Genomic DNA, 20,108 nt, shown 5'->3' with positions numbered 1-20,108 from the left:
GCCAGTTACAGAGCCTTGACCTCAAGAATCTCCACTTCGAAATTCAAGGTCTTGCCCGCCAGTGGATGGTTGAAATCCACGGTCACCTGAGCGTCGTCGAACGCCTTCACCACACCCGGCAATTCAGTGTTGGCCGCATCGTTGAAGATCACCAGCAACCCTTCGGACAGTTCCATGTCCTGGAATTGGGAGCGTGGCATGGTCTGCACGTTTTGCGGGTTGGGCTGACCAAAGGCATTTTCCGGCGGTACGACCACGGTGCGCTTGTCGCCGGCCTTGAAACCGAAGATCGCCGCCTCGAAGCCTGGCAACAGGTTACCGTCGCCCACCTTGAACACCGCCGGCGCCTTGTCGAAGGTGCTGTCGACGGTGTCACCGTTTTCCAGGTGCAGGGCGAAGTGCAGCTTCACTTCGGTGTTTTGAGCGATACGCTGCTCAGTCATGGACGGCCTCTCCGGTTTTCTTGCTCTTGAACATGTCCAGGGCGAGCATCACGGCGCCCACGGTAATAGCGCTGTCGGCAAAGTTGAACGCCGGGAAATACCAGCGGTTCTGCCAGTGCACCAGGATGAAATCGATCACATGACCCAGGGCGATGCGGTCGTACAGATTGCCCAGCGCGCCACCGAGCACCAGCGCCAGCGCCACGGCCAGCCAGGTCTCGTTGCGCCCCAAGCGCTTGAGCCAGACCACCAGCACGCCGCTGACGACGATGGCGATCAGCGCGAACAACCAGCGCTGCCAGCCGGAACTGTCGGCCAGGAAGCTGAACGCCGCGCCGGTGTTGTAGGCCAGCGTCCAGCTGAAGTAATCAGGGATGATCACAATCTGCTGGTACATCGTCAGCGAGTTCTCGAAGTAGAACTTGCTGGCCTGGTCGATGACCAGTACCAGCACGCTCAACCAGAGCCAGCCCAGCCGTCCGAAACGACCCGCTGCGTTAGGCATAGTGGCGAACCTCGCCGCTGCCGCTGATGTTGTCGACGCAGCGACCGCAGATTTCCGGATGCTCCGGGTTCACGCCGACGTCTTCACGGCAGTGCCAGCAACGGGCGCACTTGACGAAACTCGACTTGACCACCTTGAGTTTCAGGCCGGCCACTTCGGTCACCACCGCATCGGCCGGCGCCTGCACCAACGGCGCGACACTGGCAGTGGAGGTGATCAGCACGAAGCGCAGCTCGTTGCCCAGTTTCGCCAGGTCGGCGCTCAGGGCCTCTTCGGCATAAAGGGTTACTTCAGCCTGCAGGTTGCCACCGACAGCCTTGGCCGCGCGCTGGATCTCCATTTCCTTGTTGACTGCCGCCTTGACCGCCATGATCCGGTCCCAGTATGCACGGTCCAGCTCGAAACCTTGCGGCAACTCGGTCAGGCCTTCGTACCAGGTGTTGAGCATCACCGACTCGTTGCGCTCGCCCGGCAGGTACTCCCACAGTTCGTCGGCGGTGAACGCCAGGATCGGCGCGATCCAGCGCACCAGCGCCTCGCTGATGTGGAACAGCGCGCTCTGGCAGGAGCGGCGTGCCTGGCTGTTGGCACCGGTGGTGTACTGGCGATCCTTGATGATGTCGAGGTAGAAACCACCCAGCTCCTGCACGCAGAAATTGTGGATCTTGGAGTAGACGTTCCAGAAGCGATATTCGCCGTAATGCTCCTGCAACTCGCGTTGCAGCAACAGGGTACGGTCCACGGCCCAACGGTCCAGCGCGAGCATGTCCTCGGCCGGCAGCAGGTCCGTGGCTGGGTTGAAACCGGTCAGGTTCGAGAGCAGGAAGCGCGCAGTGTTACGGATACGCCGATAGGCATCCGCGCTGCGTTGCAGGATCTGCTCGGAAACGGCCATTTCGCCAGAGTAGTCGGTGGACGCGACCCACAGGCGCATGATGTCGGCGCCCAGGGTGTCGTTGACCTTCTGCGGCGCAATCACGTTGCCCAGGGACTTGGACATCTTGCGACCGGCCTCGTCGACGGTAAAACCGTGGGTCAGCAACTCGCGGTACGGCGCGTGGTCGTCGATGGCGCAACCGGTCAGCAAGGACGAATGGAACCAGCCGCGGTGCTGGTCCGAACCTTCAAGGTACAGGTCGGCACGCGGGCCGGTCTCGTGGCCCATCGGGTGCGAGCCGCGCAGCACGTGCCAGTGGGTGGTGCCGGAATCGAACCAGACGTCCAGGGTGTCGCTGATCTTGTCGTACAGCGGCGCTTCGTCGCCCAGCAGCTCGGCGGCGTCCATCTTGAACCAGGCTTCGATGCCTTCGACTTCGACGCGTTTGGCGACCTCTTCCATCAGCTCGACAGTGCGCGGGTGCAGCTCACCGCTTTCCTTGTTCAGGAAGAACGGGATCGGCACGCCCCAGTTGCGCTGGCGGGAGATGCACCAGTCCGGACGGTTGGCGATCATCGAGTGCAGGCGCGCCTGGCCCCAGGCCGGGACGAACTTGGTGTCTTCGATGGCCTTGAGCGAGCGTTGGCGCAGGGTGTCGCCATTGGCGGGCTGCTTGTCCATGCCGATGAACCACTGTGCGGTGGCGCGGTAGATCAGCGGGGTCTTGTGGCGCCAGCAGTGCATGTAGCTGTGTTCGATGACGGTGGTGTGCAGCAGCGCACCGACTTCGGTCAGCTTGTCGACGATGGCCGGGTTGGCTTTCCAGATGAACTGGCCGCCGAAGAATTCCAGCGATGGCACGTACACGCCATTGCTTTGCACCGGGTTGAGGATGTCGTCGTTGACCATGCCGTATTTCTTGCAGGTCACGAAGTCGTCCACGCCATAGGCCGGTGCGGAGTGAACCACGCCGGTGCCGGCGCCCAGTTCCACGTAGTCGGCCAGGTAGACCGGCGACAGGCGGTCATAGAACGGGTGACGGAAATTGATCAGTTCCAGCGCCGAGCCGGGAGCGGTGGCCAGCACCGAGCCTTCCAGACCGTAGCGGGACAGGCAGGATTCGACCAGTTCTTCGGCCAGCACCAGCAGCTTGTCGCCCACATCGACCAGAGCGTAGTTGAACTCCGGATGAACGTTCAGCGCCTGGTTGGCCGGAATGGTCCATGGAGTGGTGGTCCAGATCACGATGGAGGCCGGCTTGCCCAACTTGCCCAGGCCGAACGCGGCGGCCAGCTTGTCTTCATCGGCGATCGGGAAGGCCACATCGATGGTCGAGGACTTCTTATTCTCGTACTCGACTTCCGCCTCGGCCAGGGCCGAACCGCAATCGAAGCACCAGTTCACCGGCTTGAGGCCCTTGAACACGAAACCACCCTCGACGATCTTCGCCAAGGCACGGATTTCGCCAGCTTCGTTCTTGAAATCCATGGTCTTGTACGGGTTGGCGAAGTCGCCCAGCACGCCGAGACGGATGAACTCGGACTTCTGCCCCTCGATCTGCTCGGTGGCGTAGGCACGGCACAGTTCGCGGGTCTTGTCCGCGCCCAGGTTCTTGCCGTGGGTGACTTCCACCTTGTGCTCGATCGGCAGGCCATGGCAGTCCCAGCCCGGAACATAAGGCGCGTCAAAACCCGACAGGGTCTTGGAGCGGATGATCATGTCCTTGAGAATCTTGTTCAGCGCGTGACCGATATGAATGGTGCCGTTGGCATACGGAGGGCCGTCGTGCAGGACGAACTTCGGACGATCCTTGCCAATTTCGCGCAACTTACCGTACAGGCCAATGCTGTCCCAACGCTGCAGAATCTGTGGTTCGCGCTGAGGCAGGCCGGCCTTCATAGGGAAGGCGGTGTCCGGAAGGTTTAGCGTGGCTTTATAGTCGGTCATTTAAGGCTCTTCATTAGCGATTGGCGCTGGTTGCGACAAGGGCACGGGCGGCGGCGATATCTGCATGGATCGCCGTCTTGAGCGCCTCCAGAGAGGCAAAACGCTGCTCTTCACGCAGCTTCTGGTGGAAAACCACCGTCAAACGCCGGTCATACAGATCGCCGGCAAAATCCAGAACATGTACTTCGAGGTGCGCCTTGCCGTCTCCCTGGACGGTAGGCCGTACGCCGATATTAGCGACTCCGGGCCAGGCCTTGCCGTCGATTTCGACACTCACCAGGAAAACCCCGGTCAGCGGCACACGACGGCGCTTGAGCTGCACGTTGGCCGTCGGCGTGCCCAATTGGCGCGCCAGTTTCTGCCCGTGCAGGATCCGTCCGGCAATCCGGTACGGGCGGCCCAGCAAGCGCTCGGCCAGGTCGAAGTCGGCAGCCGCCAGGGCATTGCGGACCTGCGTGCTGCTGACGCGCAGGCCGTCCATTTCCACGGTCTGCGCCGCTTCGACGGTAAAGCCCTTGGCGGCGCCGGCCTGTTGCAGGTAGACGAAGTCCCCTGCCCGGTCGCAGCCGAAACGGAAATCATCGCCGACTTCGAGGTGTTTCACTCCGAGACCATCCACCAGGATGGTCTCGACGAATTCGGCGGCACTGAGCTTGCTCAGGCGTTGGTTAAAGGCGAGGCACAAGACACGGTCGACGCCTTCGGCTGCCAGCAGGTTCAGCTTGTCCCGCAGCCGAGCCAGGCGGGCCGGAGCGGTGTCCGGGGCGAAAAACTCCCGCGGCTGCGGCTCGAAAATCACCACGCAGCTGGGCACGCCCAACTCCCGCGCACGCTCGCGCAGCCGCGCCAGGATAGCCTGGTGACCACGGTGAACACCGTCAAAGTTGCCAATGGTGGCGACGCAGCCCCGATGCTGGGGGCGCAGGTTGTGAAGGCCTCGAACCAGCTGCATAACGCGCTTCTTGCTCATAAAGTGGCCGATTATAACCACACCCGGCGGCCGACGACAGGCAACACCGTAACCCAAAGTGCTCGAACCGACAAAACCGCCGCCCAGCCCTGGGTTATCCGGGACCGGGCGTCAGCTCAAAGCCTTGCGATTGAAGTCGCGCAGACGGAAACCCATCAGCAGCAACATGCCGAAATATGCCACCACGCCAGCCACCACCAGCACGCCCAGGCGCAGGAAACGCTCGAGCATCTGCCCCTCACCCCAGGCCGGCATGAAATGCATGGCCCCCAGCAGCACCGCCGACATCATGGCCACGGCCACCAATAGCTTCAAGGCGAACCTGGCCCAGCCCGGCTGCGGCTGATACATCTTTTGCTTGCGCAACTGATAGAACAGCAATCCGGCGTTGAGGCAGGCACCGGCACTGATCGCCAGGGCCAGGCCGGCGTGGGCCAGCGGGCCGATCAGCAAAAGGTTGAACAATTGGGTCATCACCAGGGTGAAAATGGCGATCTTCACCGGCGTACGGATGTTCTGCTGGGCGTAGAAACCCGGGGCCAGCACCTTGATCACGATGATTGCGAGCAGGCCCACCGAGTAGGCGATCAGCGCCCGCTGGGTCATCAGGGCATCGAACGCGTTGAAACGACCGTACTGGAACAGCGAAACGGTCAGGGGCTCGGCCAGGATTCCCAGCGCGAGGGCGCACGGTAAAACCAGCAGGAAGCACAGCCGCAGCCCCCAGTCGAGAATGCGCGAATACTCATGGCGATCCTGGTTGGCGTAGGTCTTGGCCAGGGTCGGCAACAGGATCGTGCCCAGGGCCACACCCAGCACACCGGACGGCAGCTCCATCAGACGGTCGGCGTAATACATCCACGACACGGAGCCGGCCTCCAGGAACGAGGCAAATATGGTGTTGATGATCAAGGAGATCTGGCTGACCGAAACCCCGAGGATCGCCGGCAGCATCTGTTTGAGCACCCGCCACACGCCGCTGTCACGCAGGTTCAGGCGTGGCAGCACCAGCATGCCGATCTTTTTCAGGTGCGGCAGCTGATAGAGCAATTGCGCCAGGCCGCCCACCAGAACCGCCCAACCCAAGGCCATCACCGGCGGGTCGAAGTATGGCGTCAGAAACACCGCGAACACGATCATGCTGACATTGAGCAGGGTCGGCACGAAGGCCGGCACGGAAAAGCGGTTCCAGGTATTGAGGATCGCTCCGGCCAGGGAGGACAGGGAAATCAACAATATATAAGGAAAGGTCACCCGCAACAGGTCAGTGGTGAGCTGGAATTTTTCCGGGGTATCGGTGAACCCCGGCGCCGTGGCCCAGATCACCCAGGGCGCGGCAAGGATGCCGGCAGCCGTGACCAGCGCCAGCACCAGCGTCAGCAGGCCCGTGACATAGGCAATGAAGGTGCGGGTCGCTTCGTCGCCCTTCTGGCTTTTATATTCCGCCAGGATCGGCACGAAGGCCTGGGAAAATGCCCCTTCAGCGAAGATCCGCCGCAGCAGGTTGGGCAATTTGAAAGCAATGAAGAAGGCGTCGGTGGCCATTCCGGCGCCGAATATCCGCGCGATCAGGGTGTCACGGACGAACCCCAGGACGCGGGAGAGCATCGTGATAGAGCTGACGGCAGCCAACGATTTGAGCAGGTTCATGAAAAGAGTTTTGCCTGTCGATGAACAGCAGGCGAACAACGCGCCCACTTGTGCGATACTGCGCGCCGCTAAACAGCACCGCGCCAAAACCCGCGAGTTTACAGGTCGCACGCCGGAAAGAAATCCTCCGGTGCATTGCGGCTGCCATTCAGCGGAATGCATTGCCCGCCCTTGACAACCCGTCAACTCATCGGCATGATTCGCGGCCTATTTTGTTTGCTATTTCCTAAAAAGTCTTTCGAGGAGCTCGACGGTGGCCAACTCACCTTCCGCCAAAAAACGTGCAAAACAGGCTGAGAAGCGTCGCAGCCACAACGCCAGCCTGCGTTCCATGGTCCGCACCTACATCAAGAATGTAGTCAAGGCCATCGACGCAAAAGACGCTGAAAAAGCCCAAGCTGCTTACGTTCTGGCTGTGCCAGTTATCGACCGCATGGCCGATAAAGGCATCATCCACAAGAACAAGGCTGCTCGCCATAAGAGCCGCCTGAATGGCCATGTAAAGGCCCTGAACGTTGCCGCTGCTGCCTAAGCGACGCGCTCATTAAAAAACCGACCCCAGGGTCGGTTTTTTATTGCCTGTGATTTCGCAAACGCCCTATAACCCCCCAACCCCCGCAGAAACGAGCCTGCTCGCGAAGCATGATGCCAGGCGACCGAGCAGATGCTGTCCTCCGCTTGCACCGTTGAGTTACATCACAGCAAGCGCCATCACTCCCCAAAATTGAACACCACCGGCTTGCGCGGCGGACAACCGCCCGGGGGTGGAAAATTCTGGATGCCGTTCTCGTCGTAACCGGTGTAGCAGCCTACGATCTTGTCATCCTTGAAGCTCATGCGCCGCTCAACCACGCCCGTAGGGTAATAGTAGACGGCCTCCCCTTCGCGCCGGGCGTACGAGTAATCCTTGTAGCTGCGCCCCTCGACCGTGATCAATCGGAAACCCTGCCTGGCTTCAGAGGATTTCAACTGGCCGTTGGGGTAGTACTCGTTTCTCGTCACGCGATCATCAGGCCCCAGCAACACTTCGCGCACTGTGCGCCCATCCCGGACGAGACGAGCACTTTGCTCGTTACCGAAGAGGTAATCGCTCTCGTAGTCGAACTGGCCGTTATTAAATGCCCCACGCTGCCTGCCGCAGGGCTGAATGCGAGTGGACTGGCCATCCGGCACGTGGCAATAGTTGCGGTCAGCGATCAACACCCCGCTTGCATCAAACGACTGCAGATTGCCGATAGGTTCATCCGCCTCATAGGTCGCCACCGTATCCGGCTGTCCGTTGGGGTGGTAGAGACGAAACACCCCTTCTTTCACACCATGGCGCCACGTGATATCGGAACGCAGCACCGCACCGTCATCGCTGTAGGTGAGCGCGCGCCCGTCAACCTGACCATTGGCATAACTGGCCGAATAAGTGAGTTTGCCATTCGCCGCGTAAGTTTGCCTCACCCCGTCCAATACACCCGCACGGTAGTGCTCGACGAGCCGCAGCACACCCGCGGCGTCTACCTCACGCAGCTCACCCTGCATCTTGTCGGCCACGAAATCCACGACCTGGACATGACCATCGCCCACTTTCAGCGTCCAACGACCCTCGCGCACACCCCGCTCGTAACGCCCCTTACCCCAGGGCATTATCCAATCGCCGTGCTGCTGCCCCGCGACGAACTCGCCACGCTGGACCACCTCGCCATTTTTCACACGCTCGGAGGGACCGTCATAATCACCCCGCTTGTAGGTATCGAAGCCCGAAACCTGCCCATCGTCGTCATTCGACTCTATCGTCCAGCGCCCTTCGTAGTAATCGTCGACAATCATGCCGCTGGAGACACCTTGGCGATCACGAACGATCCAGACTCCCTGCCGCAAGCCGTTCTCATAGGCGCCGACGGACGCGTTGCCCCACTCGTCGAACTCAGTCCACTGACCGGATCTTTTGCCCTGCACATAATCGCCCAGCGCCAAAAGCCGCTCGCCCGCAAGGGCCGCCCACGGCCCCTCTTCAGACCCCCGGTACAATGTCGGGTCGCGCTCCCAGGCCATCCTGGCGACCCGGTAGGCGGAGCCGACGTCCTCCTCCCGAGGAGGCACGCGCTCGTAGGTCAGCGTGAGCCAGCGTCCTTCGCGCTGCTGGAAGGTCTTTTTATAGGTGTCACGGTGAGGATCTTCCGCGGGCTGGCCAACTGAAGCCGGCACCCCGTCGACACCGAAGTAACCCACGAGCGTGCCGTCGGCCGGGTCAAGCGCATCGAATTCGGCAACACCGGTGCGAGGCAGCGTGACGCTATAGTCATAGGGCGGCCATTCGCCCAGAGCCTTTTGCACGAGCGCAGCGTTGAGCACTTTGTGACGAGCGGCGATGCGATCGAGCACCGGCTGGAGCGTTTCGAGCCGCCGGTACTCACCCGTCGAGGGAACAAAGCGGTAACCGCGCAATGCATACTGCCCCTTCGCCCGGGACAGCACGATCAGCGTCTGGAGACGGCTGTCGAGATTGGCATAGAACACCGACTCGATACTGGCATCACCATACCGGTCGAGCACTGTCGGCGCCCCATCCGGCGAATCGCACAGGCACGAATAGCCGACGATACCCTGCGCTTCACGGATAAAGGCCAGCGTCGCACCGCTCTCCTGGGAGGTTTTTATCACCGGATGGGCCAACGGCTTGTCTGCGTAGAACGGCTCGGCCCATGCCGCGATGGATACCGAACACCCCAAGACCCACACCATCAAAAACGAACGCATACCAATCCCTTCGCGCCAGAAGCACAGCACATCCATGACAGAAGAAAGCGAGCCGCTCTGCTCGCTCCATTACTCGAGATTCAGCGCCAAGGCAGGATCGGAATCGCCGTGACCGCATTCTGCGGGCTACCTTCGATCACACGATCGCTGTAGACCAGGTACACCAGCGTGTTGCGCTTCTTGTCGAGAAAACGCACCACCTGCATGGTCTTGAACACCAGGGAAGTGCGCTCCCTGAACACCTCTTCGCCATCCTTGAGCTCACCCTTGAAGTTGATCGGCCCCACCTGGCGACAGGCGATGGAGGCCTCGGCACGGTCTTCAGCCAGGCCCAGGCCACCCTTGACACCACCGGTCTTGGCCCGCGACAGGTAACAGGTCACACCATCGACCTTGGGATCATCGAACGCCTCGACCACGATCCGATCGTTCGGCCCGACAAATTTGAACACCGTCGATACCTGGCCAATTTCCTCGGCCGAGGCCAGCAGTGGCAACGCCAACAACAGGCCAATCAATCCTTTTGCCAAACCCATGATTTTTCCTTAGACGAGGATAAGGTTGTCACGGTGAACCAATTCAGGCTCCGCCATGTACCCCAACAGACCGACAATCGCATCAGACGACTGACCGATGATTTTCTGCGCCTCCAGCGCGCTGTAGTTGGCCAGCCCACGAGCGATTTCACGCCCGTCCGGTGCCACGCAAACCACCATTTCGCCGCGACGGAAACTGCCTTGCACCAACTTCACACCCACCGGCAACAGGCTTTTGTTGCCCTGGGACAAGGCCGACACGGCACCCGCATCCAACACCAGCGTGCCGCGTGTCTGCAGGTGCCCGGCCAACCATTGCTTGCGTGCCGCCAACATGCCGCGTTCAGGAGAGAGCAGCGTACCGATGCGCTCGCCCGCCTTCAGGCGATCCAGCACGCGCTCCAGGCGGCCGCCGACAATGATGGTATGAGCGCCGGAACGCGCCGCCAGCCGCGCCGCGCGCAACTTGGTTTGCATGCCGCCACGCCCCAGGGCGCCGCCGGTGCCGCCCGCCACGGCGTCCAGCGCTGGGTCGTCGGCGCGAGCTTCGTAAATCAGCTTGGCATCGGGGTTGCTGCGCGGATCGGCATCGAACATGCCATCGCGATCGGTGAGAATCACCAGCAGGTCCGCTTCCACCAGGTTCGCCACCAGCGCGGCCAGGGTGTCGTTATCGCCGAAGCGGATTTCGTCGGTGACCACCGTGTCGTTTTCGTTGATGACAGGGATGACCTTGAGCTCCACCAGCGCCCGCAGGGTACTACGGGCATTGAGGTAACGCTTGCGATCGGACAGGTCGTCATGGGTCAGCAGGATCTGCGCCGTGTGGCGACCGTGCTCGGCAAAGCTCGACTCCCAGGCCTGCACCAGGCCCATCTGGCCGATGGCGGCAGCGGCTTGCAATTCATGCATCGCGCTGGGTCGCGACGTCCAGCCCAGGCGGCTCATACCTGCGGCCACAGCCCCGGACGAGACCAATACCAGCTCGACGCCAGCCTCATGCAAGGCCACCATCTGCTCGACCCACACTGCCATGGCCTTGCGATCCAGGCCTTTGCCATCCGCCGTCAGCAGTGCGCTGCCGATCTTCACGACCCAGCGCTGCGCACCCGTCACCTTGCTCCGCATTATCTTCAACCTTTGCCAGCGAACGGCGCGACCCAGCGCCGCCCATGGATTATTCGTATTTGCGTTTTGCAGACACCAAAACGCCGCTCGAATGAGCGGCGCCCTGGAAACCGGCCGGCTGCGATGATAACACCGCGCCGACCCACTTAAACCTGTGGGAGCGAGCCCGCCCGCGAAAGCGCTGGATCAGCAGCATAGACACTGGCCGAGATAACGCATTCGCGAGCAGGCTCGCTCCCACAGGATTTGCAGCCTAACTGACGAACATTTCAGGATCAGTCGCGAACGTAGATGATTTCCGGACCATCTTCGTCGTCCACATCTTCTTCATCCCAATCATCGTCACCGATGTCATGGACCGACTTCACGCCACTGCGACGCAGGGCACGCTGGTCATCCAGCGCCTGCAGCTGGGCACGAGCCTCGTCTTCGATGCGCTGGTCGAGCTCGGCCAACTCTTCCTTGTAGGCCGGGTCATTGGCCAGGCGATCGGCGCGATCTTCCAGGTAACGCATGATGTCGTGGCACAGGCGCTCGGTGCCTTCTTTGGCAATGGCCGAGATCACGTAGACCGGACCTTCCCACTCCAGGCGATCGACGATTTCCTTGACCCGCTCTTCATGCTCTTCTTCGAGGATCTGGTCGCACTTGTTCAGCACCAGCCAGCGATCACGCTCGACCAGGGCCGGGCTGAACTTGGCCAGCTCGCTGACGATGACTTCGGCAGCGTCGGCAGGGTTGCTTTCATCCAGCGGCGCCATGTCTACGAGGTGCAGCAACAGACGGGTACGGGACAAGTGCTTGAGAAAGCGAATCCCCAGGCCGGCGCCATCGGAAGCGCCTTCGATCAGCCCCGGGATGTCGGCAATCACGAAGCTCTTCCAGCGGTCGACGCTGACCACGCCCAGGTTCGGCACCAGGGTCGTGAACGGGTAGTCGGCGACTTTCGGCTTGGCCGCCGACACCGAACGGATGAAGGTACTTTTACCGGCATTCGGCAGGCCCAGCAGACCCACATCGGCCAGCACTTTCATTTCCAGCTTCAGGTCACGCTGCTCGCCCGGCTTGCCTGGCGTGGTCTGGCGCGGAGCACGGTTGGTACTGGATTTGAACCGGGTGTTGCCCAGGCCATGCCAACCGCCATGAGCAACCAACAGGCGCTGGCCAGGCTTGGTCAGGTCGCCGATCACTTCCTGGGTGGCCGAGTCGATCACCGTGGTGCCGACGGGCACGCGCAGGATCAGGTCCTCGCCCTTTTTGCCAGTGCAGTCGGTGCTACCGCCGTTGGAGCCACGCTCGGCATCGAAGTGCCGGGTGTAGCGGTAGTCCACCAAGGTGTTGAGGTTTTCGTCGGCGAGCATGTAGATCGAGCCGCCGTCACCGCCGTCACCACCGTTCGGGCCGCCGTTTTCAATGAATTTTTCCCGACGAAAACTCATGCAGCCATTGCCGCCGTCGCCGGCCTTTACTCGAATCGATACTTCATCAACAAACTTCATGACACACGCCTCTCGCCATACGGACGAGCCGAAAAAAACAAGACATAAGACTCTTGCAAAAATGCACGCTGTGACCCGACCAAGCGCCCGGTTGCTGCGCCGCCAGCCCACACAAACAGCTTTGCAAGAGACTCACCCCACAAACGAAAAAGCCCCGTCGCAAGACAGGGCTTCTCCAGCGGTCTCGCAATTAAGCTGCGATAACGCTTACGTAACGACGACCGAAGGCGCCTTTTACTTCAAACTTGATCACGCCTTCGACTTTAGCGAAGAGGGTGTGATCCTTACCCATGCCTACGCCGTAGCCAGCGTGGAATTGGGTGCCGCGCTGACGCACGATGATGTTGCCCGCTTTGATAGCCTGGCCGCCATACATCTTCACGCCAAGGCGTTTGGCTTCTGAGTCGCGACCGTTACGGGTACTACCACCAGCTTTTTTGTGTGCCATGAGTTCAATTCTCCTAGTGAGGAATTAGGCTGAAATTAAGCCTGAATACCGGTGATTTTGATCTCGGTGTACCACTGGCGGTGGCCCATGCGCTTCATGTGGTGCTTACGGCGACGGAACTTGATGATGCGGACTTTATCGTGACGACCTTGGGAGATCACTTCAGCCACAACGGTAGCGCCAGCAACGACTGGAGCGCCGATATTCACGTCATCGCCATTGGCGACCAACAGAACGCGATCAAAAGTCACGGATTCGCCGGTAGCGATTTCCAGTTTCTCGATCTTCAGGTATTCACCTGGGGCGACCTTGTATTGCTTGCCACCAGTAACAATTACTGCGTACGACATGGTATTTCTCCGATAATCCTGCTCACCCAGCGCTTTATAAGAAGAGGTATTGGCTGGCATGGCTGCATGGGCTGGAAGGCCCGGATGCAATTGCGTAAGGCAGGTGCTGCCCAGGAAGTTCAGGGTGCGCGATTGTACGCAAGCCAACGAAGCCTTGCAAGTAGCCGTCTATCGTGCCTTGACAGCCCCGGACATGGGTCCTAGCATGCCGCGCAACCCTTCTGGAGCGCCTGTCGCTGATGCAACCCCAAGCTTTCTACCGCGCAGTGGCGGACGATTTCAATGCCGTCGACGGCATCATCAAGAAGCAACTGACTTCCCGAGTACCGTTGGTCTCGAAAATCGGTGACTACATCACCTCGGCCGGTGGCAAGCGCCTGCGTCCTTTATTGGTGCTCCTGTGTGGCAAGGCCCTGGGCCGCGAAGGCGACGACATGCGCCTGCTGGCCGCCACCATCGAATTCCTGCACACCGCGACCTTGCTGCATGACGACGTAGTCGACATGTCCGGCATGCGCCGTGGCCGCTCGACCGCGAACGCGATGTGGGGCAATGCGCCGAGCGTGCTGGTGGGCGACTTCCTGTATTCGCGCTCGTTCGAAATGATGGTCGAGCTGGGCTCGATGCCGGTGATGAAGATCCTGTCCCAGGCCACCCGCATCATCGCCGAGGGCGAAGTGCTGCAGTTGTCCAAGGTACGCGACGCCAGCACCACGGAAGAGACCTACATGGAAGTCATCCGCGGCAAGACTGCGATGCTCTTCGAAGCCTCCACCCACAGCGCCGCCGCCCTGGCCGGTGCCAGCGCCGAGCAGAGCGAAGCACTGCGCACCTTCGGTGACCACCTGGGCGTGGCCTTCCAGCTGGTGGACGACTTGCTGGACTACAAGGGCGATGCCGAGACCCTGGGCAAGAACGTCGGCGACGACCTGGCCGAAGGCAAGCCGACCCTGCCGCTGATCTACACCATGCGCGAAGGCACGCCCGAACAGGCGGCCCTGGTGCGCCAGGCGATCCAGAAAGGTGGGATCGAGGATCTGGAAAGCATCCGCCAGGCGGTTGAAGCCTCTGGCTCGCTGGAGTACACCGCGAAACTGGCCCGGGACTATGTCGCCCGCGCCATCCGGTGCCTGGAGGCCCTGCCGGCCAGCGAATACCGCGATGCGCTGGTTGAACTGAGCGAGTTTGCAGTGGCGCGTACTCACTGATCCGAGCGAGATCATAAAAAGCTTTTGTGGCGAGGGAGCTTGCTCCCGCTGGGCTGCGCAGCGGCCCTCGCTTTGAGACGGCTGTTTCGCAACCGGGCGGGAGCAAGCTCCCTCACCACAGAGCCATCCCCCTCCCGACGTAAAACCCTATACAATGTGCGCCCTTTTGCCCTCCTGATACCAAGGAACTCTAGTGAGCACGTTGCCTCCCTGCCCGAAATGCAATTCCGAATACACCTACGAAGACGGCACCCAACTGGTCTGCCCGGAGTGTGCCCACGAATGGTCCGCCAGCGGCGAAGCTGAGGCGGCCTCCGATGACATCGTCAAGAAAGATTCGGTCGGCAACGTCCTGCAGGACGGCGACACCATTACCGTGATCAAGGACCTCAAGGTCAAGGGCACGTCGTTGGTGGTCAAGGTGGGCACCAAGGTCAAGAACATCCGCCTGTGCGACGGCGACCACGACATCGATTGCAAGATTGACGGCATCGGCCCGATGAAGCTCAAATCCGAGTTCGTCAGAAAAGTCTGAGCTTGCCGTACTCCATCCCGCGCCCCGCGTGGGATGGTTCCCCGCCCTCCCCCGCTTACCCCCGTCGTTCCGGGCACTGGCCAGACGCCAGTCGTCTCAAGCTTCCCCAACCCGCCGTCTGAAAAGAAATCCACGCGCCAATTGAGACTTGCTATTTAGCGAATAAGAATTATTCTCATCGAAACCCATCAAGGAGATGAGAACCATGACTTATCTGATCGATGCCTGGCTGGATCGCCCGCATCCATACCTACGGATTCTGCATCGGGAAACCGGGCAAGTCTGCGCAGTGATAGAAGAAGATGCTCTGAACGAGTTGCAGGACCAGGGGGATCTGGACCTCCACAGCCTCAACTCCAGCGAACCATTGGTGCTCAAGGAGCTGGTGCGCAATCTGTTCCTGTTCTGCTACGCCCGGGCGTTGCGCCCCAGTGGCGATTTCAATGGCAGGTTTCACGGGTGAAGCACCTGACCCTGTGGGAGCGAGCTTGCTCGCGATGGCGGCATGTCAGTAACGAAAATGTCGACTGACTGTACGCTTTCGCGAGCAAGCTCGCTCCCACAGTTTTTTGTCCGGCTGTAAAAACCGGACAGGGTTTTACAGAACGTCCAACAGCTCGACGTCAAACACCAACACGCTGTGCGGCGGGATGCTGCCAACGCCCTGGGCGCCGTAAGCCAGTTCGCTTGGTACGTAGAGGCGCCATTTGCTGCCGGCATTCATCAATTGCAGCGCTTCGGTCCAGCCTGGGATCACGCCGCCGACCGGGAATTCGGCAGGCTGGCCACGATCGTAGGAGCTGTCGAACACAGTCCCGTCGATCAGGGTGCCGTGGTAATGGGTGCGCACTTGGTCTTCACGGGTCGGCTTGGCGCCTTCACCCTGGGTCAGCACTTCAAATTGCAGGCCCGAAGCCAGGGTCGTAATGCCTTCACGCTTGGCGTTTTCCGCCAGGAACGCACGGCCTTCGCCTGCTGCGGCTTCAGCCTTGGCAGCGGCTTCGGCTTGCATGATTTCGCGGATCACTTTGAAGCTGGCGGACATTTCTTCCTGGCCCACGCGGCTCGGCTTGCCGGCGAACGCGTCGGTCAGGCCGGCGAGGATCGCGTCCAGGCTGACGCCTGGTGGCGGGTTGTCGCGCAGTTGGTCGCCCAACTGACGGCCAATACCGTAGCTGACGCGGGTTTCGTCGGTGGACAGGTTAACTTCGGACATGGTGCTGCTCCGCTGTGCGGACGGCTCGGGAAGTGGCCGTGCATGCCACAGCGCCTCCCGGAGCGCCCGGAACCAAAAGGGCGAGCAGACTAGCACAGAAGTCATGACCGATGACGAGTCCCACTCGCAAAGCGCTTGCCGGAAACGACAACGCCCGCCTGCTTCGACCAGGCGGGCGTTGCGTCAGCAGGATGAACGGACCTCAGTGCTTGGTCAGTTTGTCCAGGTAGCCCATGGCGAACGCCGAGACCACGAAGGTCATGTGGATGATCACGTACCACATCAGGTGCTCGGGATCGACGTTCTTGGCGTCCATGAAAATGCGCAGCAGGTGGATCGAGGAAATCGCCACGATGGAGGCCGCGACTTTCATCTTCAGCGATGAAGAGTCCATGGTGCCCAGCCAGTTGAGCTTTTCCTTGTCGGAATCGATGTCCAGTTGCGAGACGAAGTTCTCGTAGCCGGAAATCATCACCATCACCAGCAGGCCGCCTACCAGCGCCATGTCGATCAGCGACAGCAGCACCAGGATCAGGTCGGACTCGGCCATGGAAAACACGTTGGGGATGACGTGAAAGACTTCCTGGAAGAATTTCAGCGCCAGGGCCAGCAAGCCCAGGGACAGCCCGAAATAGATCGGCGCCAGCAGCCAACGGGAGGCGTACATTGCATTTTCGATAAAGCGTTCCATTGAATCTCACACCAGGGCTGAAAAAACGCGGCGAGTATATCAGCCACCAACAGCCCCACAAACGCCCGGCCCGTCCCTGCCCCCTGCCGCCGTGACAAAATTTTACTGGCGTGGACACCCGTCAATGCAACGGCCGGAACTCGAAACCACCGACGTTGCGACAACGGCCACCATTGATCTCACGCAGCTGGGCCTGCATGTGCAGGCACCAGATCTGCGGGTCATTGGCCACCTCATAGCCGTGCAGAGTCAGGCTCTGGACGATGGTATCGAGGATGGATTCGGCAGCGTTCGGACCGGCAAACGGGCCCTGGGCCTTGATGGCTGACGGTTGTTCACCGGCCATTCCGGCGGCGAAGAGCAAGGTCCACATACCGGTATCACCCGCCAGCGGGCGGACAGCGCATTCGATACGGGTGACAAGGCCCAGGCATTGGCGAGTGAGGCAAAGGTTGCGCGACATGGCGGCGCCCCTCGGTAGATCCGGTATTCAGCCCCGGAATGAGGCTGTTTCGATCCGATGATGGCTCTCGTTATCCTTGAGCTGAGGATAGAAGATAAGTTCCGGTCCCATGGGATTTCGAGACCAGAATGCGCCGAGTGGTCATAGTGTGAATATTGGCGCCAGGGTAGTGGCATTTTGTCCAAGAACACACCGTAAAAACTATTGTGCAATGTTACTTATGACAGCACTAAACCCCGTGCCGAGGGAGCTTGCTCCCGCTTGAGCGCGAAGCGTTCATAAAGAAGGCTGCTTCGCAGCCCAGCGGGAGCAAGCTCCCTCGCCACAGTGATTTGGCTCCCAGCGATCAGACGTCCATCAAGCCGGCTTGGCCTCGGCCAATGCCTGCTGCGCCAGTTCCTTTTCCGCTTCCTTGATATCGTCTTCGCTGATCATTTCCGCAATGACTCGCAACCGCTCCACCACCCGGGCGTTGACGCTGCCCTCCGGAAAGTCACCGTTTTCATCCGGCTCCCCGGCAGGCTCGCCCACCAGCAGACTCAAGGCTTCGTCGGCCTGGCGCACGGCATAGACGTGGAACTGCCCGGCACGCACCGCGGCCAGCACTTTCTCGTCCAGCATCAACGTGGCGACGTTGGCCTGCGGGATGATTGCGCCCTGCTCGCCGGTCAGCCCACGGGCCTCGCAAAGGCGGAAGAAGCCTTCGATCTTCTCGTTGACCCCACCCACCGCCTGCACTTCACCGAACTGGTTGATCGAACCGGTGATGGCGAAGCACTGCTTCAACGGCGTCTTCGACAGCGCCGAGATCAGCGTACACGCCTCGCCAAGGGACGCACTGTCGCCGTCCACATACCCATAGGATTGCTCCAGGGCGATACTGGCCGAGATCGCCAGCGGGAATTCCTGGGCATACCGGCTGCCCAGGTAACCGGTGAGAATCATCACGCCCTTGGAGTGGATCGGCTGGCCGAGGTTGACCTCACGCTCGATGTCGACAATGCCGCTGCCGCCCGGGTACACCGTGGCAGAAATCCGCGCCGGCACGCCAAACGCCGAGTCACCGACCTCCAGCACCGTCAGCCCGTTGCATTTGCCCACGGCGGCGCCGTCCGTATCGATCAGGATGATCCCGGCCAGCATGTCGTCGAGGATTCGCGCCGAGACGCGCCCGGTGCGGGTGGCCTTGGCCTTGAGGGCGCGTTCGATGTGGCCGGCGTCGGTCATCTCGTCACCGGCCAGCTGGCGAATGAAATCCGCTTCGCTGACCAACTGGAACAGGTCGCCGATACGTGCCGACAGCCGTCCCTGATGTTCGGCCAGGCGTGCGCTGTAGGTCGCCAGGCGCGCCACCGCATCGGCGGTCAGTGGCGCCATGCCCTCTTCCGAAGTACGGGTCTTGAGCAACTGGGCGAACTGCTCCAGGCTCTCGTCGCCCATGGGGATGTCTTCGTCGAAGTCCACCAGCACGCGGAACATCTCCTGGAAGTCCGGATCCAGGTCCTGCAAGGCGTAGTAAAGCTGGCGGGCGCCGATGATCACCACCTTGACCTGCAACGGGATGTGTTGCGGCGTGAGGGTCACCGTGGCCAGTCGCCCCAGCTCGCCCAACGGCGATTCCATTTTCAGCTTGCGCGATTGCAGGGCGCGCTTGAGCGCATCCCACACGAACGGCTCGCCGAGCATTTTTTCCGCTTCCAGGATCAGGAAGCCGCCGTTGGCCCGGTGCAAGGCACCCGGACGCAACTGCCGATAGGTGGTGTAGAGCGCGCCCTGGTCGGTGCTGTACTCGATGCGTCCGAACAGGTTGTCGTAGGTCGGGTGCGGCTCGAACACCACCGGCGCGCCGCCACTGGACGGATGGCCCACCACCAGGCTCGGGGCATACTGCTCTTCCAGCAGTTTGCGGGCGACGGCGTCGGTCTTGCTGTCGTCCACCAACTGCTCGACCACGGTCCTGAGCAAATTGACCTGCATCGCCTGCAAGTAACCGCAGACCGCCGCGTTCTCTGCGTATTTTTCCGACAACGGCGCGAGCAAGGGTTGCAGGGCCAGGGTGATGGTTTCTTCGTTGAGCTGGCGCAACTGGTTGTTGGACTCGCGCTTCCACTGCGGCAGGCTGGCCAGTTCTTCGTTCAAGCGCTCTTCCAGGCTCGAGATGTCCTCATGGAAACGCTCGCGCTCGGACTCCGGCAACTGGGCGAATTCCGCCTCATCCAGGGCCTTGCCATCGCTCATCGGGGTGAAGGCGATGTTGCTGCTGTCGCGGTACAGCGCGACGTCCTTTTCCAGCGCCAGGCGTTCGATCACATCCAGGGCGCGGTCGTAGCGCTGGTTGAAGGCACGGTCGATGGCGCTTTTCTTCTGTTGGTAGGACGGATGCTCGAACACGGCCGGAAATGTCGCCAGCAGGTTGTCGATCAGACCGTTGATGTCGGCGATGAAGGCACCGGCGGCGCCCGACGGCAACTCCAGGGCACGGGGCTCGCGAGGCTCATCGAAATTGTTGACGTAGACCCAGTCAGCCGGGGTCTGCAGGCGCTTGCCTTCGGCCTTGAGGTAGCGTTTGACGAACGAGAACCGGCCGGTGCCGGGCTCGCCCATGACAAATACGTTGTAGCCGGGGCGTGGCATGGCCACGCCGAACTGCAAGGCTTCGACCGCACGTTCCTGGCCGAGCACACCGCGGAAGGGCTCCAGATCATTGGTGGTAGAGAAGCTGAACTGTTCAGCGGAAAACGGACGGGTCAGCGCTTCAGGCGCTAGACGCAAGCTGGCAGCAACAGGATCAGGCATCGGGCTTCCTTACATCAGGCGGGGCAGATAGCGGCATTCTGGCGCTGCCTGTACCTGACTGGCAAGGAGCGCCTCAGGCCAAAGCATAGCCCAGGAAC

The 20,108-nt window shown here is 61.0% G+C and carries 19 protein-coding genes; 4 read left to right on the top strand and 15 right to left on the bottom strand.

From position 1 onward, the window contains the following. Positions 1 to 5: 5 nt before the first annotated feature. From fkpB to murJ, 5 genes are all read right to left on the bottom strand, one after another. Positions 6 to 443 (bottom strand): FKBP-type peptidyl-prolyl cis-trans isomerase, encoded by a 438-nt coding sequence (fkpB, locus tag ACLEJR_RS19560; protein WP_440797769.1) that lies wholly within the window; start codon positions 441 to 443, stop codon positions 6 to 8. After that, positions 436 to 948, bottom strand: a complete 513-nt coding sequence (gene lspA, locus ACLEJR_RS19555) for a signal peptidase II (protein WP_440797771.1) — start codon at positions 946 to 948, stop codon at positions 436 to 438. Before lspA ends, fkpB begins: the two co-directional genes overlap by 8 nt. Then, positions 941 to 3,772: an isoleucine--tRNA ligase gene (gene ileS, locus ACLEJR_RS19550; RefSeq protein ID WP_440797773.1), complete on the bottom strand. Its 2,832-nt coding sequence runs from the start codon at positions 3,770 to 3,772 to the stop codon at positions 941 to 943. Before ileS ends, lspA begins: the two co-directional genes overlap by 8 nt. A gap of 13 nt (positions 3,773 to 3,785) precedes the next feature. Further along, positions 3,786 to 4,724 (bottom strand): bifunctional riboflavin kinase/FAD synthetase, encoded by a 939-nt coding sequence (ribF, locus tag ACLEJR_RS19545; protein ID WP_440815885.1) that lies wholly within the window; start codon positions 4,722 to 4,724, stop codon positions 3,786 to 3,788. 129 nt (positions 4,725 to 4,853) lie between these two features. After that, entirely contained in the window at positions 4,854 to 6,392 is a 1,539-nt protein-coding gene (murJ, locus tag ACLEJR_RS19540) for a murein biosynthesis integral membrane protein MurJ (RefSeq protein ID WP_440815883.1), read from the bottom strand. Between the two features lie 253 nt (positions 6,393 to 6,645). Between murJ and rpsT the strand changes: the two genes are divergently transcribed. Further along, positions 6,646 to 6,924 carry a 30S ribosomal protein S20 gene (gene rpsT, locus ACLEJR_RS19535; RefSeq protein WP_020798646.1) on the top strand — a complete coding sequence of 93 codons (279 nt, stop codon included), beginning with the start codon at positions 6,646 to 6,648 and terminating at the stop codon, positions 6,922 to 6,924. Positions 6,925 to 7,103: 179 nt separating this feature from the next. Here the strand turns inward: rpsT and ACLEJR_RS19530 are convergent, their stop codons facing one another. The 6 genes from ACLEJR_RS19530 to rplU all read right to left on the bottom strand — a co-directional run bounded on the left by ACLEJR_RS19530 (position 7,104) and on the right by rplU (position 13,101). Beyond that, on the bottom strand, positions 7,104 to 9,140 hold the full coding sequence (locus ACLEJR_RS19530) for a toxin-antitoxin system YwqK family antitoxin (protein ID WP_440815881.1): 2,037 nt from the start codon (positions 9,138 to 9,140) through the stop codon (positions 7,104 to 7,106). An 80-nt stretch (positions 9,141 to 9,220) separates the two neighbouring features. After that, positions 9,221 to 9,676, bottom strand: a complete 456-nt coding sequence (locus ACLEJR_RS19525; protein WP_440797780.1) for a CreA family protein — start codon at positions 9,674 to 9,676, stop codon at positions 9,221 to 9,223. A gap of 9 nt (positions 9,677 to 9,685) precedes the next feature. Next, entirely contained in the window at positions 9,686 to 10,804 is a 1,119-nt protein-coding gene (gene proB / locus ACLEJR_RS19520) for a glutamate 5-kinase (RefSeq protein ID WP_440797782.1), read from the bottom strand. 275 nt (positions 10,805 to 11,079) lie between these two features. Continuing rightward, complete coding sequence (gene cgtA, locus ACLEJR_RS19515; protein ID WP_440815878.1) at positions 11,080 to 12,303, bottom strand: Obg family GTPase CgtA; 1,224 nt, start codon at positions 12,301 to 12,303, stop codon at positions 11,080 to 11,082. 190 nt (positions 12,304 to 12,493) lie between these two features. Continuing rightward, positions 12,494 to 12,751, bottom strand: coding sequence for a 50S ribosomal protein L27 (rpmA, locus tag ACLEJR_RS19510; protein WP_003205738.1), 258 nt, complete (start codon positions 12,749 to 12,751; stop codon positions 12,494 to 12,496). 35 nt (positions 12,752 to 12,786) lie between these two features. Then, positions 12,787 to 13,101: a 50S ribosomal protein L21 gene (gene rplU / locus ACLEJR_RS19505; RefSeq protein ID WP_003176051.1), complete on the bottom strand. Its 315-nt coding sequence runs from the start codon at positions 13,099 to 13,101 to the stop codon at positions 12,787 to 12,789. A 239-nt stretch (positions 13,102 to 13,340) separates the two neighbouring features. Here rplU and ACLEJR_RS19500 point away from each other — a divergent pair, with 239 nt between their 5' ends. From ACLEJR_RS19500 to ACLEJR_RS19490, 3 genes are all read left to right on the top strand, one after another. Then, positions 13,341 to 14,309: a polyprenyl synthetase family protein gene (locus tag ACLEJR_RS19500; protein WP_440797787.1), complete on the top strand. Its 969-nt coding sequence runs from the start codon at positions 13,341 to 13,343 to the stop codon at positions 14,307 to 14,309. A 193-nt stretch (positions 14,310 to 14,502) separates the two neighbouring features. Further along, a complete protein-coding gene (locus ACLEJR_RS19495; protein WP_440797789.1) occupies positions 14,503 to 14,844 on the top strand; it encodes a zinc ribbon domain-containing protein YjdM in 342 nt (113 codons plus the stop codon). 205 nt (positions 14,845 to 15,049) lie between these two features. Next, complete coding sequence (locus tag ACLEJR_RS19490) at positions 15,050 to 15,307, top strand: PA4570 family protein (RefSeq protein WP_440815875.1); 258 nt, start codon at positions 15,050 to 15,052, stop codon at positions 15,305 to 15,307. Between the two features lie 135 nt (positions 15,308 to 15,442). On the opposite strand, the gene ACLEJR_RS19485 is transcribed toward ACLEJR_RS19490, so the two are convergent. The 4 genes from ACLEJR_RS19485 to ACLEJR_RS19470 form a co-directional block, all read right to left on the bottom strand. Beyond that, positions 15,443 to 16,060 carry an FKBP-type peptidyl-prolyl cis-trans isomerase gene (locus tag ACLEJR_RS19485; protein ID WP_042731943.1) on the bottom strand — a complete coding sequence of 206 codons (618 nt, stop codon included), beginning with the start codon at positions 16,058 to 16,060 and terminating at the stop codon, positions 15,443 to 15,445. Between the two features lie 202 nt (positions 16,061 to 16,262). Further along, entirely contained in the window at positions 16,263 to 16,751 is a 489-nt protein-coding gene (locus ACLEJR_RS19480; RefSeq protein ID WP_042731944.1) for a TIGR00645 family protein, read from the bottom strand. Between the two features lie 121 nt (positions 16,752 to 16,872). After that, positions 16,873 to 17,214: a PA4575 family protein gene (locus tag ACLEJR_RS19475; protein WP_440797793.1), complete on the bottom strand. Its 342-nt coding sequence runs from the start codon at positions 17,212 to 17,214 to the stop codon at positions 16,873 to 16,875. 357 nt (positions 17,215 to 17,571) lie between these two features. Next, on the bottom strand, positions 17,572 to 20,010 hold the full coding sequence (locus ACLEJR_RS19470; RefSeq protein ID WP_440797795.1) for a Lon protease family protein: 2,439 nt from the start codon (positions 20,008 to 20,010) through the stop codon (positions 17,572 to 17,574). Between the last annotated feature and the right edge of the window lie 98 nt (positions 20,011 to 20,108).

The sequence above is a fragment of the Pseudomonas sp. SMN5 genome, assembly GCF_052041925.1.
Lineage (GTDB): Bacteria > Pseudomonadota > Gammaproteobacteria > Pseudomonadales > Pseudomonadaceae > Aquipseudomonas.
This window is presented reverse-complemented; position numbering and strand designations above follow the sequence as displayed.